Origin of the sequence: Mesobacillus sp. AQ2, from assembly GCF_030122805.1 — a bacterium.
In the GTDB taxonomy this organism is placed as follows: domain Bacteria; phylum Bacillota; class Bacilli; order Bacillales; family Cytobacillaceae; genus Mesobacillus; species Mesobacillus oceanisediminis_A.
Window position 1 is genome coordinate 2,750,293 of sequence record NZ_CP126080.1, and the last position, 16,013, is coordinate 2,766,305.

Below are 16,013 nucleotides of genomic sequence, written 5' to 3' on the forward strand. Positions count from 1 at the left end.
TTCTATTCTTCATCTTTATCAAGCCTGATAAAATCCTCCACAAGGCATTTACTGCTTATAATAAGTCCAGACAGGAAACAAGCAATAGTGGTCTCATAAGTTAAATAATGAAAAGACAAAAGCGTAGAGCAAACCGTCAAAAGCAACCAAAGGTATTTTTCCCGATGCTCAGCCATTAACCTCTTCCGCCTTCCAATAAATTTGGCTGATGGCTTCGGCCAATGCTTCCACTGTATTTTTTAATTCTTTCATATTATTATCGACACCGCCAACTTCCACTACCAGAGAATTGGCATTCAAATCCTGATTATAGATCCCATCAACACCAATACCTTTTTTAGGGAGGACCCCCTTGCTTATGCCTGGATATTGCTTATTAAGGATTTTATGAAGCTTATTCGCAAACTTGAGGTTTTTTTGGAAGTTCTTATTTTCCTCACCAATGACAAAGACAATCCTCGCATATGGTTGATTATTTATAACAGTAGTGGTTGAATCCTTTCTGACTGAATCTCGGTGCAGGTCTATGAAATAATCCAATTTTTGATTCCCCGCCATCGCCTTTTGGACCAGCGAACGTGAAATCTCATAAGATTTATAACTGAGCCAGCCCTTTTTATCCAACTCCTGGCCAATATTGGTCTTATCCACGCTCGCTCCAACACCGCGCTTTTCCAATTCCTGTCCGAGCAGTTCACCCACAATGGTAATGTTGGTCTTCCCATCCACCGCTTCGTTTTCATTCTCCGCACCCTCCATGCCAAGCAATGGCAGGTAAGATTCCCAACTATGGGTATGATAAATGAAAACAGATTTTTCTGATGGTGAAGACCCAGAATATACCTTCCCACTATTAAGCTCCTTCAGCTCATTCGCTGCCATATTCCTTTCCTGCAAAAGCACATCAATAGGCGGAGCCGATTCAATCGGTATATCCGTAAAATCCACACCCTCTTCAGCGATGATGAAATTTGAATCAAAGGCCATGAAACCTGGCAGTTCACTCCTAATCAGGCTCCTGATATCATTCGTCTCAATATTTGTAAGCAATTTGAAACATGTGGAAAAAATTGGGTAATCAGTATTTGCACCCGTTAAAGCATGTCCTATAAGCGGATTCTCATAACCGATGATACGCAGGAAAACCTCAGCACCTATATCACCGTTGACTTTGAACTTAAAAAAGCTGATATTCGAAGAAGAAAGAAGTCCTGCTGCCAGGAACAAACTTATTGTGCTGATCAAAATGAGGAAAATCATCAAAATTTTTCTGTATATTTTAACAAAAATTTCAGTCATTCAATCACCCTTATACATGTGATACGAATTCTTTTAATTCATGAATATGTAAAAAACAAGATTTTAGACTAAAAAACGCCTGGACATAAGTCCAGACGTTGTTTTTTATGTGAAAATGAATCCTGTAAAATAACACCCTGCAAAAATTAGTATGCGAATAACATTAAAAATATCTTTTTTTCCAGAAAATGAAGGCAGTGATCCCCGCCAGGAGCACGGCCATGCTGATGGCCAGGAAGAAGGCATATGGATTGTGCTGGAAAGGCAGTTCAACGTTCATACCATAAAAGCTTGCCACCATTGTTGGGAATGACAGGATGATGGTAATGGATGTCAAAAACTTCATCACCATATTAAGATTATTTGAAATGATAGAGGCAAAAGCATCCATCATTCCGCTTAAAATGGAGCTGTATGTTTCAGCCATTTCAATTGCTTGCGTATTTTCGATGATGACATCCTCAAGTAAATCCTTGTCTTCTTCATACATTTTCAAATAATTAAAGCGCATGATTTTTGCAAGCACTACCTTGTTGGATTTCAATGAAGTAGTGAAGTATACCAGACTCTTCTCGAGAGCAAGGAAGGCATATAATTCCTTGTTTTTCATGGATTGGTGCAGTTCCCGCTCGATTTCATTCGTCTTTTTATTAATCTGTTTCAAATAACGCAAATAGTAAATTGAAATAACGTAAAGGATCTGCAGAGCAAACCTGGTTTTTTTGAATGTATAGAATTCTTTTACCCGGTTATTGCGGAATTCCTCAAGTACTGGTGTCTCTTTTAAAGAAACAGTAATAATACAGCTGGATGTCTGGATAATTCCTACAGGAATCGTTTCATAAATTGGAAAACCCGACTCATCATGGGTAATATATGGATAGTCGACAATAATATATACATTGCCATCTTCCTTATCAATACGAGGGCGTTCTTCGTCATCAAGGGCGTCCCTGATAAAATCAACCGCTATCCCCGTTTCACCGGCCACTCTCGTAATTTCATCCTCAGAAGGATGCACCATATTGATCCAGCAGCCTTTTGAAATTTCTCCAACACGTGTTAAACATCTATCTTCATTGCTTTTGTAGATTTCTAACATTTCCGCCACCTCCTCGTTTTTAAATTGAGGAAGTCAATTACCGTTTATCAGAGTTGATAGTCTTCCAGCTTTCAATTGTATCAAATCTACTAGATTATCGACTTCCCCGCGCCTATCGGGATCAGGTTCTATTGAATAACCCAAAGATACCAACTCCTCTCTTTTTTCACCTCTTACATATTACTCCTGACTGCGTTAAAGTACAATGGTATTTTTCTATCACTGCTCTATTCGTAGGTTTTATTGCTTTAACACTATAATGAAACCTGTATCAACCAATTCAAGTGAGCGGCATCTCGGCAAATAGTTACTTTAATAAAGGTGATACAACCATCAATACGAAAACAGTCTTAATGGAATATCAATATAGAAAAAGTCATCAGGAATTCTTAAAAAAATGTTGATAATATCCATATAGGGGTATATTTTGAAGATACCTAATATACCCCTGTACGGTATTAACGAGAAGGAAACTAACTTAATGAAGTATATGGTCGTAAAACGATTATGGCATTAACGCTTGTTTTTCCATGGCAGCCGTTGGTGGTACCCCACAGCAAAAAGCTGAAGCTGCCACAATCGGGCGGATGTATTGGTTACTGTCGGCCAACAAGGTGCAGATTCCTATTCCCAAATTTGGACGGCGTTTTTATACTGTCAGCTCAATTGGAATGATGGCTGACAGAATCCTTTGGACTGAACAGCAAATCGGCTTCATGGCTGACAGAGTCGTATATGTAACTGAATTCTCTCAGGACAATTCCATCAAAGTTATTTACACTTCATTATGGCCTACCGGTACAAAAGATGGAGGGTTACATATCAAGTATCCCTGATGCCTGTAGCCATGCTTCCAGCAGGCTGGTAAGAAGAATGTAAAAGGCGGAACTTTATAGGTTCGCCTTTTTTCTATGATAGATTGCCGGTGTTTGTTTTCTTAAAGTTATTTACAAAGTCTTTTATGCTGATGCGAAAAAATCATCTAAATCTCATTCTTTTTTTGTTTTCCTCTACTCTTTTTATGGGATTGTTACGTATGATATTCTTCTCCCCTTCTAAGATATTTGTAAAAATAAAGTGAATATGCGCTAATTATCCCCTGCTATTTGTTCATGTTCCATTCGTTACTAGGTCATATAGTTGCTGCATAATACAAGTATTTATCATTTATTGTCATACTAATAACTACAGGCCAAAAGGGCTCCAGCTTTTCCGAAACTAAAAAAAAATATATAATGAAAGATACTTTAGGTTGCTAACCTAATTTTAATTTTGACAAGTTTCAAGAAAGGGTAACTCAAATTGTCTTGAAACCGTCTTTATTTTGACAGGTTTTCATGATCAGGAGCCGAAGTTGTCAAGAAAACACCTTTATTTTGACAGCTTTTCATCAAAGGAACCCAAACCTGTCAAGAAAACATCGGTATTTTGACAGCTTTCCGTAAAAGGAATCCAAACCTGTCAAGAAACCATCGGTATTTTGACAGCTTCCCATCAATGGAGCTCAAAACTGTCAAGAAACCATCGGTATTTTGACAGCTTTCCATCAATGGAGCACAAACCTGTCAAGAAACCATCGGTATTTTGACAGCTTTCCATCAATGGACATCAAACCTGTCAAGAAACCATCGGTATTTTGACAGCTTTCCATCAATGGACATCAAACCTGTCAAGAAACCATCGGTATTTTGACAGCTTTCCATCAATGGAGCTCAAAACTGTCAAGAAACCATCGGTATTTTGACAGCTTTTCATCAAAGGAACCCAAACCTGTCAAGAAACCATCGGTATTTTGACAGCTTTCCATCAATGGACATCAAACCTGTCAAGAAAACATCGGTATTTTGACAGCTTTCCATCAATGGAGCTCAAACCTGTCAAGAAAACACCTTTATTTTGGCAGCTTCCCATCAATGGAGCTCAAAACTGTCAAGAAAACATCGGTATTTTGACAGCTTTCCATCAATGGAGCTCAAACCTGTCAAAAAGCTACCTGATTTTAAAACGTTTGATTCACAAAAGGAGAAATTTTATGCAATTGTTGCAACGACTCTGGGAGGCTATTGTCCGATTCTGGAAAAGACGCCACCTGACACAAATTTTGTTATTGATCTTATTGATTTTTATATTGCTGTCCATCCTTTGGTTTGCTTTTATTGCCAGCAGGGCCAATGTCCAGACGTTAAAGGATGGTTTAAGCCAGGCAACCACAATCTATGACCAAAATGGAGAGGAAGCCAGCAAACTTGCGACAAACCGTACTGGCGGGGTGCCGATTGAAGATATGCCAGAGCATGTGCCGAATGCGGTAGTCGCCATTGAAGATGAGCGATTTTACGAACATCATGGTTTTGATATCAAGGGAATTGCGCGTGCATTCTTCGGAAACCTGTTTGCAGGACAGATTACCGGTGGCGGAAGTACGCTGACCCAGCAGCTGACGAAAAATGCCCTGCTTTCTTCTGAACGGACTTATAAACGTAAAGTGGAAGAACTTTTTCTAGCCGTAGAACTTGAAAAGGTCTATGAAAAAGATGAAATTATTGAAATGTACCTAAATCAGGTTTATTTCGGCAGTGGTGCATTCGGAATCAATAATGCCAGCAAGAAGTATTTTGCCAAGGATATTCAGGATGTGACGATTAGTGAAGCGGCACTGCTCGCCGGCTTGCTTAAAGCTCCTTCCGCTCTTGATCCCTATAATAATTACGATGCTGCTATCAAGCGTCGGAATGTGGTTCTTGCAAAAATGAACGAATTAGGGATGATTACTGATTCGGAGTTTAAGACAGCAAAGTCTGAAGAGATACAATTAGAAGACGGCGGCGGTTCACTTGCAGATCGGAAATATCCTTCCTATGTAGATGCCGTATTGGATGAAGCTACTAGCAAATACGGATTGACACAGGATGAAATCATGACAAGAGGCTACCGGATTTACACAGAACTGGACCAGAATATCCAATCCGGCTTAGAGAAGGTATACCGGCAGGATTATCTGTTCCCTGATCGGACGAGTGATGTATTGGTACAAAGCGGATCTGTGCTTCTAGACCCTAAAAGCGGCGGAGTCCGAGCCCTGGTCGGCGGCCGCGGCGATAAGGTCTTCCGTGGCTTCAACCGGGCGACACATTTAAGGGCCCAGCCAGGCTCGACCATGAAGCCGCTGGCTGTTTACACACCAGCTCTAGAAGAAGGATATGAGTATGATTCGATGCTGATTGACAAAAAAATGAGCTTTAAAAACTACAGTCCGAAAAACTTCTCAGATACCTACAAGGGAGAAGTGCCAATGTATGAGGCAATTGAAAATTCAATAAACCTCCCTGCTGTCTGGCTATTGAATGAAATTGGCTTGAATAAAGGTATTGATGCTGTCAGGAGGTTTGGCATCAAGGTCGAGAAAGAAGACCAGAATCTGGCTCTGGCTTTAGGCGGGATGCATAATGGAGTTTCACCCCTTAAGATGGCCGAAGCCTACTCTGCCTTTCCAAACGGCGGTAAACGCCAAGATGGACACCTGATTACGAAAATCGTCGGTCCTACGGGAAAAGTAATAGCCGAGCATGATGGCTCCACCACTCGTGTAACCTCTAAGTCGGTGGCCAATAAAATGACATCCATGCTGTTGAATGTAGTGGAATCTGGTACTGGAAAAGGAACCTATATAAAAGGAGTCGACCTTGCCGGAAAAACTGGTTCAACACAGCTGCCGTATGCTGATATCAATGGGACGAAGGACCAATGGTTTGTTGGATACACCCCCAATATCGTAGGTGCTGTCTGGCTCGGATATGATCAAACAGACCGAAAGCATTATTTATCCAGCAGTAGCTCGAAGGATGTGGTTCCTTTATTCAGGGCCATTATGGAAGAAACTTTGCCACATGTTGAACATGAGGAATTCGCAGTCAAATCAATCAATGAAAGCAACACTGGAGACATTGACTATAAACAAACCGAAAAGGCAATCAAGGATAAAGCAGATAAATTAGAAGAAGAATTAAAAGTCCGCGCTGGTAAGGTTGAAGAAAAATTAAAAGAGGAAGCTCCGAAGTGGAAAAAGGTTTTTGAACAGATGCAGGAGGATGCAGGTAAAGTCGGCGATAAAGTCATTGATAAGCTACGTGAATGGAAAGGACAGTAAAGACAAAGTGAGAGCAGTTAAATGTGGCTGCTCTCTTTTTTATATTCCTTATTAAGTTAAAAAGTCTTAGAATAAATACAAGTATCCCGCAAATCACCCTCAACGGAAACTGAATCGTTTTTTAATATTCCATCAAGGGAGAAACCTAATTTCTCGGGAATTGCCCTGCTTTTACTATTCAATGAATCGCATCTGATTTCAATTCTGCGAGCTTTAAGTTCTTTTACCGCAAACTCTGTGATCCCCTGTACCGCCTCTGTCATATATCCTCTCCCACTATAACGTGTGTCGATCCAGTAACCGATTTCAAATTTAGGAACGTCCCAGTCAATCCTATGTAAACCAGATGAGGCTATAAATTCCCCGGTATCTTTCTTGAATACCAGCAGCCTTAGGTCTGTACGATTTAAAAAATTCAGGTAGCCTTGCCTGATCACCACTTCTGTTTCTTCAACTGTTTGTTCCTTTTGGGCGAATGGCATCCAGGGTTGAAGTTCCTTTAAAGAAGCGTTGACGGATTGACATGTAACCTCTCCATCTCCGGGTAACGGCATCCTGATCAAAAGTCTGTCTGTTTCAAATTCACCTGGAAACTCCAATAAAATAGGGTTTACCATACTGACCTCTCCTTTCTCTAATTTCCCAATTAAAAAAGAGCGGCCAGAGCCGCTCTTTAATTATTCTCCCTATATGCTGATATCCCTCTTTTGAAAAAAGAAAAAGGTTAACATCATGAATATTGCGTAATATACAGCGAGTATAGACAGTGATACCGGCAGTGTTATATCCTCTAGGATCCTTTCCTGAAGAGCATAGACTGTTAAATCCAAATGAGGGAAAATTAAAAATTTTGCCCAAGTATACTTGTCAGCAAGCATCAGGATTATGCCACCCAGTGTAGACGAAAAGAAAAGGACAAAAATACCGATACCGACTGCTAGAGCCTGGCTTTTAAATAGCGTAGAAAGCATGAATGCAATCGTCATGATCATGAGCAGGCTCGGAATGAAGTAAAGCATTTTCAAAAGGAATTGTTCACCTACAATGGCAACCTTCCTTCCCTCTAGTGTGATTTCAAAAATCTTCATATTAAAATCACCGCTTCCAAATAGAACCAAACCAATAATATAGCCGGATACGATCAACGTAATGACCAACATCAAGGCATAGATGATGACGGCTATGTACTTTGACAGCAGGATCCTCCATCTGTGGTGAGGGCGAATCAATAACTGCTTTATCGTTCCATCAGAGAATTCTGCCGCTACGTTGGCACTCCCTACTACAACTACGAACAAAGTAACAAGCGAGCTGACACCAACAACGACATCATTCATGAAGTGCCAGTTAGTCTTTGCATTTGGATTGATGTCCTCATCCAAAAACTCCTGAGTTTGATCAATTTGGTTTTGGATCATTGCCTTTTCATCATTAGAGGCAGATGCCAGCTGGTTTTCAAGCATGGCGATTTCCGCCTCCGTATCCTGACGCCAATTTGGATTTGGATCAGCACTGACCTTCATATAGATAATTCCTGCAATTAAAACAGCCAGGACAATAATGACCATATAAATCCAGCTTGCCATTTTTCCGAAGATCTTCATTAATTCATTCTGGATTAATCCAATCATGTCATTTGCTCCTTTCTGTCCTTATTTGTGATTTCCAGGAAGCGATCTTCCAACGTTGCTTTTACATTCAATATTTCGAAAACATCAATCTTATTTTCGACTAACAGCTTGTTAAGAACGGGTATTTGTTCTTTTCTCATTGATAATGTCAGACGTGAACCATCCTTTGATGTCACTTTAATCCCAGGCATTTGCTCTGCCAGCAGCCTGGCCGCTATGACAGGGTCTGATATTTCCACAACTACCGTTCTTGGCTTCTCTGTCTCTGACGTTTCATTTTCGTGCATGGATGAAATATGTATGAGCTTTCCATGTTCAATGATCGCGAATCGGTCACACATCAACTGCATTTCAGACAATAAATGAGATGATACCAATACGGATGTTCCCTGACTGGTAAGTAAACGCAAATAATCGCGGAATTCCCTGATGCCCTGGGGATCCAGTCCATTTGTCGGTTCATCCAAAATCAAGATGGAAGGTTTATGCAGAATAGCTTGTGCTACTCCAAGCCTCTGACGCATCCCTAATGAATAAGTTCGAACTTTATCATGTATTGCATTCTCCAGCCCTACCAGTTCTGTGACTTCATTGATTCGCTCTTCACTTACCTCACCTAAAGCCATGCGGGCATAATGCCTGAGGTTTTTAAAACCACTAAGGTACTTATAAAACTCAGGGTTTTCTACGATGGCACCAAGTTCATTCATTGCTGCCGTAAAAGAATTGTCCAGATCGTTCCCATTCACAAGCACTGTCCCGCCCGTACGGTTGATCAGGCTGACAATCATACGGATGATTGTTGTCTTCCCTGCGCCATTTGGGCCAAGAAGTCCAAATATCTCGCCTTTTTCTACTTGAAAGCTAACTTCATCCACGATTGTCTTTTTACCAATCGTTTTAGTCAGTGACTTTACTTCTAATGCAAAATGCGACATAGAATCTCCTCTCTTCATGAAAAAAATACGTATATCCAATGATTAATACGAAAAATATTGTAAAAAGTTACAAAAAAGATAGAAAAGATTCTATATCGTTTCTGAATAGCCAGTATATTGCCAGTCATTAATACAAACGATATAACTGATATTCAAGCGAATATCCTGTGTTTCAAAAATCCAATCATGAGGTGATTGTATGAGTTACAAAGATCATTTAGATCCACACTCACAACTATTCCACCACACTTGGACTAGGCGGAAGCATACCAATTCGCAGGTCAATGGTGAAACCCAGGTAACCAAAAACACTATACTTGCAAGAAGTAATGCGAAAGCACACCGATTTTGAATTTTTGAAACAAAAAAAGGAAAAGACGCCCCAGGGCGTCTTTTCTCATAAAAACTCAAAGTAACAAGGTTTAAAGAAAAATAAAATAAATGGCAGCTGCCAAAATAATTCGATAAATCGCAAATGGCACCAATTTAATTTTATTGATCAGTTTAAGGAAAAATCGAATGAAAAGTAAAGCAAATACAAATGCACTAATGAATCCTACCGTAAAAAATGGCAGGGCATCCACCGTAAAGTACTGCCAATTCTTCATTAAAGAGATCGCGCTTGCACCAAGCATGATTGGTACTGCCATGATAAAAGTGAAATCAGAAGCTGCACGGTGGTTCAAACCAAGCAGTACACCACCTGAAATCGTGGATCCTGATCTTGAAAACCCTGGCCATAAACCAAGACATTGGAATAAACCGATCCCAAGTGCCTGCTTATAGCTGATTTGATCAACATCATCAATCTTAACCACACGAGGGTGCAGGCGGTCGGCGATGATCATCAGGATGGCACCGATTACTAACCCAATTATGACGGTTTCCACAGAGAATAGGTGCTCATCAATATAATCCTCGAATAAAACACCAATTACACCTGCAGGAATTAAACCAACGATTACTTTTGAAAGACTAAGTCTTCCCCTGGAATCTGCGATAGAAACTCCCTTTTGCAAGCCCAGCAGGTTTATGAATCGATCCTTAAACACGATTACTACGGCAAGAATAGATCCTAATTGGATGACGACTTTAAATGTATTGGCAACAGGTTCCGTAAATATGTCTTTAGAATGCAAAAGAAGGTCATCGACAATAATCATATGCCCTGTTGATGAAACAGGAGCAAATTCGGTTAATCCTTCTACCAGACCAAGTATGAATGCTACAAACAATTCCCAAATATCCATTAAGTATATTACTCCTTTAGAAGATGAAAGTATGCTGCTGTTTCCCCTTTTCGTAATGAAAAGGTACCAAAACAGCATGCACTCTTTCAGTTTTATCTCTTATAGGATAAATAGTCAATAAAAAAATGCAGCCTCAAGAGCTGCAATAATCCCTTTCTTTAAAGACAAATACTTTCTGGCCGATAAAATTCGTAATGGTATAGAAAATAGATCCTAGAATAATTGCAATAGAGTCTAAACTCAAATATAGATCATGAATCGTACTTTCATTTATCCTTTCCGTTATACTATGACTAACCGAGAATGAAAGAATATAACTGACCAGGATCACTAAAACAAATCGAGGTGCCCCAACACGTACTGGAACGCTGCTCTGAAAGGTAAATGCCCTATTTAATATGAAGCTGACAGCAGCACCTATGCTGTTGCCGGTAAAGGTGGAATGCCAATATGGCCAGTCAAGCCCATTTTTCAGCAAAAACATCAAACCCATTCCAACCATGGTGTTAAACATGCCGACGATGAGGAACCTCAAGAATTGCATGGAGTTTACAAAACGTCCTCCGATCCACTTGTTCAAATGGCTAGTTGTTCTCAGATAGCTTCCGTGTTTCAATGATTGACTCATACTCGTCCTCCTCCTTGTTCACCAATTTTCTTGGTAGGGGCAGGTTGAACAGGTCAACATCGACAATATATTTTGGCCTGCGCTTCGTTTCCTTGTAGATTTTCCCAATATATTCTCCGACCAATCCGAGGGCAATCAGCTGCAAGCCGCCAATAAGCCAAATCGATGTGATCAAGGACGTCCACCCAAGCTCTGTATTTCCAAAAAACTTTAAAGCTAAAAAGTAAATGCCAGATATCAGGCTGACAATAAATGATAGGCATCCGATAAGCATGACGAGCCTGATTGGAGTGACCGAAAACGATGTTATTCCATCGAAGGCAAATGCAAGCATTTTTTTCAATGGGTACTTTGTTTCCCCTGCAAACCTTTCCTTTCTTTCATAATAGACATTAGCTGAGTTGAATCCAATTAACGGAACAATTCCTCGCAAGAACATATTACTCTCAGCAAATCGCTCCAATTCATCTACCGCTCTCCTGCTCATTAAACGGAAGTCCGCATGATTAAAAATTAGTTTTACCCCCAGTTTATCCATTAGCTTGTAAAATCCTTCTGCGGTCAAACGTTTGAAGAATGTATCCGACTCCCTGCTGCTTCTTACGCCATAGACAATTTCGTATCCTTCAATGTACTTTCTAACCATTTTATTGATTGCATCGATATCGTCCTGAAGGTCTGCATCAATGCTCACCAGACAATCTGAAGAATCTCTTGCCGCAAAAAGACCTGCTAGCAAGGCATTTTGATGGCCTGCATTTTTGGACAGCTTCAAGCCTTTTATTAATTCATTCTTAAGGCTGGCTTTGTATATCAAGTGCCATGTATTGTCTTTGCTCCCGTCATCAACAAACAGGATTTTACTTTTTTTCGAAACCAGGTTTTCGTTTATCATTTGCTCAAGTTTTATTGTTAGCTGCTCAATAGTTTCTTCCAACACTTCCTGCTCATTGTAGCAGGGAACGATAATAGATAAGATTGGCAAATTCATGGATGGGCCTCCTTGGTGTTATAAAACCTGATATAGGTAAATTTTCCAGGCACTCGCATCTGAAGTGAAGATGGCATCAAGCTTCAAATCATTCTCAATTGCATTATCGATCGGGACCGCTGAAAAAATGTATTCGCCACCCATTTGTTTGAATGGCTCGATATTGATATCCAGATTCTTGATTCTTTTTTTGGAGTTTTTCTTGAACATGTAATGCTTGCCCAATTCATCTGTGAAGAGGTAACATCGTCCTCCCCATTCATCAAAATAAGTACGGATTTGCTGGTTCTTTTCCAGCTCGTTTTCGATAATCTTGCGAAATTGGTGCTTATACCTTAAGGGATAAAAATTATTATAGGTATCAAGTGTGTAAAATCCGTTATATTGGGCGATAGCAGGATGCAGCCCGATATTGGCTATTCGGTAGCTGCTTTGGGGTTTCCCAATGTGGTCCTTTATTGCTTCAAATTGTTTTTCAGCATAAAATTCACTCACACTCGGTTTTTTGCTCTGGACGATCTCTTCATTGCTAAACAATAATAAGATAATTTGTGCTCCAATCAGGAATGGAACAGTTTTTTGAAATAACTTTTCTTCCCAGAGAATCCTAAGCCCAACCGCAAAAAGAATATAAATGATCAATGGCCGCAAAAAATGATATCTGGCAAAATTGAAAGTATCAAGGAAGTGGAATCTTTCAGTTAAAGGAACCCAGCCTTTATAAAACCAGAATGAGTACCATGCCGATAATAGAAAATTCAGCAGGAAAAGAAAAACAAATATGCGCTCTTTTTCCCATCTCCGGTGCTTCCATACAATCAGCATGGCAGCAATAATGACCGGCAAAATGATAAACGTATGCACCGTCATGACATGAGTATGACCGAAGATGAAGTTTTTAAAAGTGAGTCTTACAGAATCAAAAAACGACAGCCGTGCGTGAAAATATTCGTCCCTGCTGTTCGGTTCACTATCAAACAGAAAAGAGTATACCAGTCTGTAGTCCGTAATCAGGTAAACCGCTGTCATATAAACAATCGCAATCAAGAAACGCCAGTTGAACGCTTTTTGGCGGATGGCATCGCTAATCCAGAGTAAACCCATGGCGCTCAGGAAAAAGAAAAAACCTAAAACAATGCTAGAGTAAAATGGCAAAAGTGTAAGGGTAAGATAATGACTCCACTTTCCATTCCCTTGTCTGATATGCAAGAAAGCCCATAGTGCCAATGGCATCCCTAAGGTACTCAGCATCCCAGAGGGCCAAAAAGGCGTTAAGGCAAACGCCAATGCCGTACCAATGAGGATCAGGGTTCTCTCCCTACTTGTAATAAAATGGTCCTTTAAAAGTAAATACATGCCAAGGAAGGCGAAAAATCTAGTAATTGCCTGGCTAATTCCATAAGCGATCATTGTTGGGAACCAGACATATAGCCAAACAATCAGGCTGAATTCAGTCCCAAGCGCATTTCTTGGAAGCCCATTGATGACTTGGGGAATAACAGTTTCTGCTGATCCAGCAATTTGACCACTCTCTGCAAGAAATTTATACCATGCCAAATTGGAATCCAGATTATCATGGACCCGAATATGGGCATCGTCCCCCAAAATAAAATACGGCGAAACGAAGACTGAAATCACGAGAAGAGATAGTATGATGTATTTACTCTCTTTTTCCTGCAAATAAGACAAATCACATTACACCTCATATTCCATGTTCGCCTTTTTAAGATTTGCACAACGACAGAAAATATTCCCTTAACAGTTAAACAACTTCCATAATACTTTTCTTTAGAGAACATCAAAATCAAAGACAATCAGATAGAAAAGTACAAATAATACTGACAGGAACAATGCATTTAAAGGCTTTTTATAGTGGAGCCTTAGCATGGGATACATCGTACTGTAAAAGAAAATTTCCCAAATAATCGACCATCCATGGTCAAATTTAATGGCTCCATACTTTAATGCCAGTGCCTCTATCAGGACGGAAAGTGATATCCATTTGAAATAATGCAAAATCTGTTTGTTTCGATGTTCAGGGAAATTTCCCAAAAACAAAACGATCATACTCGGATAAAACAAAAATGTATATAAAGATTCCGTTACAAATAGACTGATGAAATTTCTGTCAAACTCCCACAAATGTTTTTTGCCAATGTATGATATATATTCATAGAAGCAACTAAACAAGGCCCAATAATAAAAGGTTGGTAAAAACTCTCTCCATCTTTGCCACTTCCCCTTACCAAATGAAAACAAAACCCCGCTTACTATCACTGCAGCATGGAACAAGCTTTCAACCTCCTTTACTAAGGACCCTTGCAACTTCGGAACATCCAGATTTTAAAACAAAGCTCTTCCCATAAATTTTGTTACATCCATATCAATTGTAAAAACCGGGTTCTGGGTTTTACGAATATTTTTGCCTATCATATTCGGAAGTATCGTTGAAAAGAGCACGGTAACCCTATTAACAGAGGAAAAGTGTATAAATTTGAAAAGCAACAATCAAAGCGAAAACAGATTCAAAAAAGGGTGCTTTCTCAAGGCATTTGCTAAAGGTGCATTTTCCAGAAACACAATTGAAGAACGCGTTTATTAAAGGTATTTTTGAACTTTCTCTCATTTTTTATGTATGGCCCAACAAATATCTATGAATAAAGAAAAAAGGCTGTAATGGCAATTAAATTGCCATTACAGCCTTTCAAATCTCTTTCAATTCAAATTCCTCTCGGATTCCAGGACAAAAAGATTCTTTTTGGATTGGAGGAAAACCATTGCTGTCAACGTTATTGCCAAGAGCAGCCCAAATGACGCAAATCCGATGGTAGCCGTTTGCAGCTTTAAGGTTTCAGCCAGGTATCCCAACAAGAGTGTCAACAGGATTTGGAGTATCGCCTGAAAAAATGCAAATGCGCTGCTAAACCTTCCCATTAAATCCAGAGGGACATTGTTCTGAAAAAAGGTCGTGTATCCTGTAAATGAAAATGGAGAGAAGAATCCGATTATAATGAAGCCTATTACAGCCATAGGAACAGTATCTGAAGTTGCCAGAAAAAACATAAAGTATCCTGTCACCGATAAAAATGACCCTAAACCCAGCAGCGTACGAATTGAAAGCCTCGATGCCAACGCAGAAACTGCGAAGGAACCAGCCATATAACCTGCGCCTGTAAGACTGACTAGCAAGCCATAATTTTTTTCTGATAAACCGATGACTTGCTGGATAAAGGTTACCTCCTGTGAATCAAGTGCAAAGGATATCAATGTAATGAATTGGAAAATCATAAATACCACCATAAATCCAACCGCTGTCTTTCCAAAATCGGCCACTGCCTTCCAATCAGCAGCAATCATTTTCACAGTGATACTGTCTCTGTATTTTTCTTTTCCCTCTTCCCTATCGACGTCTGGCAGGAAGTATATAGCCGCGGCACAGAAAAAGAATGTAACTGCATTAATATAAATGCTGGTATTTATGCTTCCATACATGATCAGCAGGCCAGAGACACTTGGCCCGACCAGCATGGCTCCTGAAGTCGCGAATGAAAAAATGGAATTAAACCGTTTTCTTTTTTCCGGGGGAACCAACTTTGCTATGTATGTTTCAGAAGTAGGGCCAAAAAAAGCGCCAGCAATATTAGTCAAAAACATGATGATATAAATAGGAAAAAGCGACGTAAAAAAAGGAATCGCTACAATGAATATCCCCCGGATAATATCAATCCAGATCATCAACTTTCTTTTGTTTACACGATCGATTACGCTTCCAGCCCATGTATTGGTCAAAAGGATCGCCAGGGGCCTGATAATAAACAAGCCAGCAATAGCTGCAGCTGAGCCTGTGATCTTTAATACCAATAAGTTAATTGCCACAAAATAAATCCAGTTGCCAATGTTCGAAATCCCAATTCCAAGAATCAATAATATGGGATTTTTCCATCCCTTCAAGCAAACCCCTCCTGAATACAGACAAAGTTGTCGGAATTTTATCAAGCTTTTTTCTCTTTCATCCTATCGGTAACTT

14 protein-coding genes are annotated in these 16,013 nt (G+C 39.8%); 3 read left to right on the plus strand and 11 right to left on the minus strand.

Annotation, left to right across the window (positions count from 1 at the left end):
- Positions 1–168: 168 nt before the first annotated feature.
- Together spoIIP and QNH36_RS13780 are read right to left on the minus strand one after the other, a co-directional pair.
- Positions 169–1,299 carry a stage II sporulation protein P gene (gene spoIIP / locus QNH36_RS13775; protein WP_283903667.1) on the minus strand — a complete coding sequence of 377 codons (1,131 nt, stop codon included), beginning with the start codon at positions 1,297–1,299 and terminating at the stop codon, positions 169–171.
- A gap of 163 nt (positions 1,300–1,462) precedes the next feature.
- Positions 1,463–2,401 (minus strand): magnesium transporter CorA family protein, encoded by a 939-nt coding sequence (locus QNH36_RS13780; RefSeq protein WP_283903668.1) that lies wholly within the window; start codon positions 2,399–2,401, stop codon positions 1,463–1,465.
- Between the two features lie 530 nt (positions 2,402–2,931).
- Here QNH36_RS13780 and QNH36_RS13785 point away from each other — a divergent pair.
- Both QNH36_RS13785 and QNH36_RS13790 read left to right on the plus strand, forming a co-directional pair.
- A complete protein-coding gene (locus QNH36_RS13785) occupies positions 2,932–3,237 on the plus strand; it encodes a hypothetical protein (protein ID WP_283903669.1) in 306 nt (101 codons plus the stop codon).
- A 1,196-nt stretch (positions 3,238–4,433) separates the two neighbouring features.
- Positions 4,434–6,548, plus strand: coding sequence for a transglycosylase domain-containing protein (locus QNH36_RS13790; RefSeq protein WP_283903670.1), 2,115 nt, complete (start codon positions 4,434–4,436; stop codon positions 6,546–6,548).
- 56 nt (positions 6,549–6,604) lie between these two features.
- On the opposite strand, the gene QNH36_RS13795 is transcribed toward QNH36_RS13790, so the two are convergent.
- The 3 genes from QNH36_RS13795 to QNH36_RS13805 all read right to left on the minus strand — a co-directional run bounded on the left by QNH36_RS13795 (position 6,605) and on the right by QNH36_RS13805 (position 9,117).
- Positions 6,605–7,165 carry a GNAT family N-acetyltransferase gene (locus QNH36_RS13795; RefSeq protein WP_144480550.1) on the minus strand — a complete coding sequence of 187 codons (561 nt, stop codon included), beginning with the start codon at positions 7,163–7,165 and terminating at the stop codon, positions 6,605–6,607.
- A 69-nt stretch (positions 7,166–7,234) separates the two neighbouring features.
- Positions 7,235–8,179 carry an ABC transporter permease gene (locus QNH36_RS13800; protein ID WP_144480548.1) on the minus strand — a complete coding sequence of 315 codons (945 nt, stop codon included), beginning with the start codon at positions 8,177–8,179 and terminating at the stop codon, positions 7,235–7,237.
- On the minus strand, positions 8,176–9,117 hold the full coding sequence (locus tag QNH36_RS13805) for an ABC transporter ATP-binding protein (protein WP_144480546.1): 942 nt from the start codon (positions 9,115–9,117) through the stop codon (positions 8,176–8,178). Before QNH36_RS13805 ends, QNH36_RS13800 begins: the two co-directional genes overlap by 4 nt.
- 199 nt (positions 9,118–9,316) lie before the next feature.
- Between QNH36_RS13805 and QNH36_RS13810 the strand changes: the two genes are divergently transcribed.
- A complete protein-coding gene (locus QNH36_RS13810) occupies positions 9,317–9,469 on the plus strand; it encodes a YpzG family protein (RefSeq protein ID WP_079509236.1) in 153 nt (50 codons plus the stop codon).
- 70 nt (positions 9,470–9,539) lie between these two features.
- Here the strand turns inward: QNH36_RS13810 and QNH36_RS13815 are convergent, their stop codons facing one another.
- From QNH36_RS13815 to QNH36_RS13835, 6 genes are all read right to left on the minus strand, one after another.
- Positions 9,540–10,367, minus strand: coding sequence for an undecaprenyl-diphosphate phosphatase (locus QNH36_RS13815; protein ID WP_251540377.1), 828 nt, complete (start codon positions 10,365–10,367; stop codon positions 9,540–9,542).
- 133 nt (positions 10,368–10,500) lie between these two features.
- The gene (locus QNH36_RS13820; RefSeq protein ID WP_144480542.1) at positions 10,501–10,995 is read right to left on the minus strand and encodes a GtrA family protein; all 495 of its coding nucleotides are present in this window, start codon (positions 10,993–10,995) and stop codon (positions 10,501–10,503) included.
- The gene (locus QNH36_RS13825; protein WP_144480540.1) at positions 10,952–11,986 is read right to left on the minus strand and encodes a glycosyltransferase family 2 protein; all 1,035 of its coding nucleotides are present in this window, start codon (positions 11,984–11,986) and stop codon (positions 10,952–10,954) included. Before QNH36_RS13825 ends, QNH36_RS13820 begins: the two co-directional genes overlap by 44 nt.
- A gap of 18 nt (positions 11,987–12,004) precedes the next feature.
- Positions 12,005–13,675, minus strand: a complete 1,671-nt coding sequence (locus QNH36_RS13830) for a DUF6044 family protein (protein ID WP_144480538.1) — start codon at positions 13,673–13,675, stop codon at positions 12,005–12,007.
- Positions 13,676–13,774: 99 nt separating this feature from the next.
- The gene (locus QNH36_RS23980) at positions 13,775–14,263 is read right to left on the minus strand and encodes a CBO0543 family protein (protein ID WP_353056075.1); all 489 of its coding nucleotides are present in this window, start codon (positions 14,261–14,263) and stop codon (positions 13,775–13,777) included.
- Positions 14,264–14,701: 438 nt separating this feature from the next.
- On the minus strand, positions 14,702–15,937 hold the full coding sequence (locus QNH36_RS13835; protein WP_144480536.1) for an MFS transporter: 1,236 nt from the start codon (positions 15,935–15,937) through the stop codon (positions 14,702–14,704).
- Positions 15,938–16,013 lie beyond the last annotated feature (76 nt).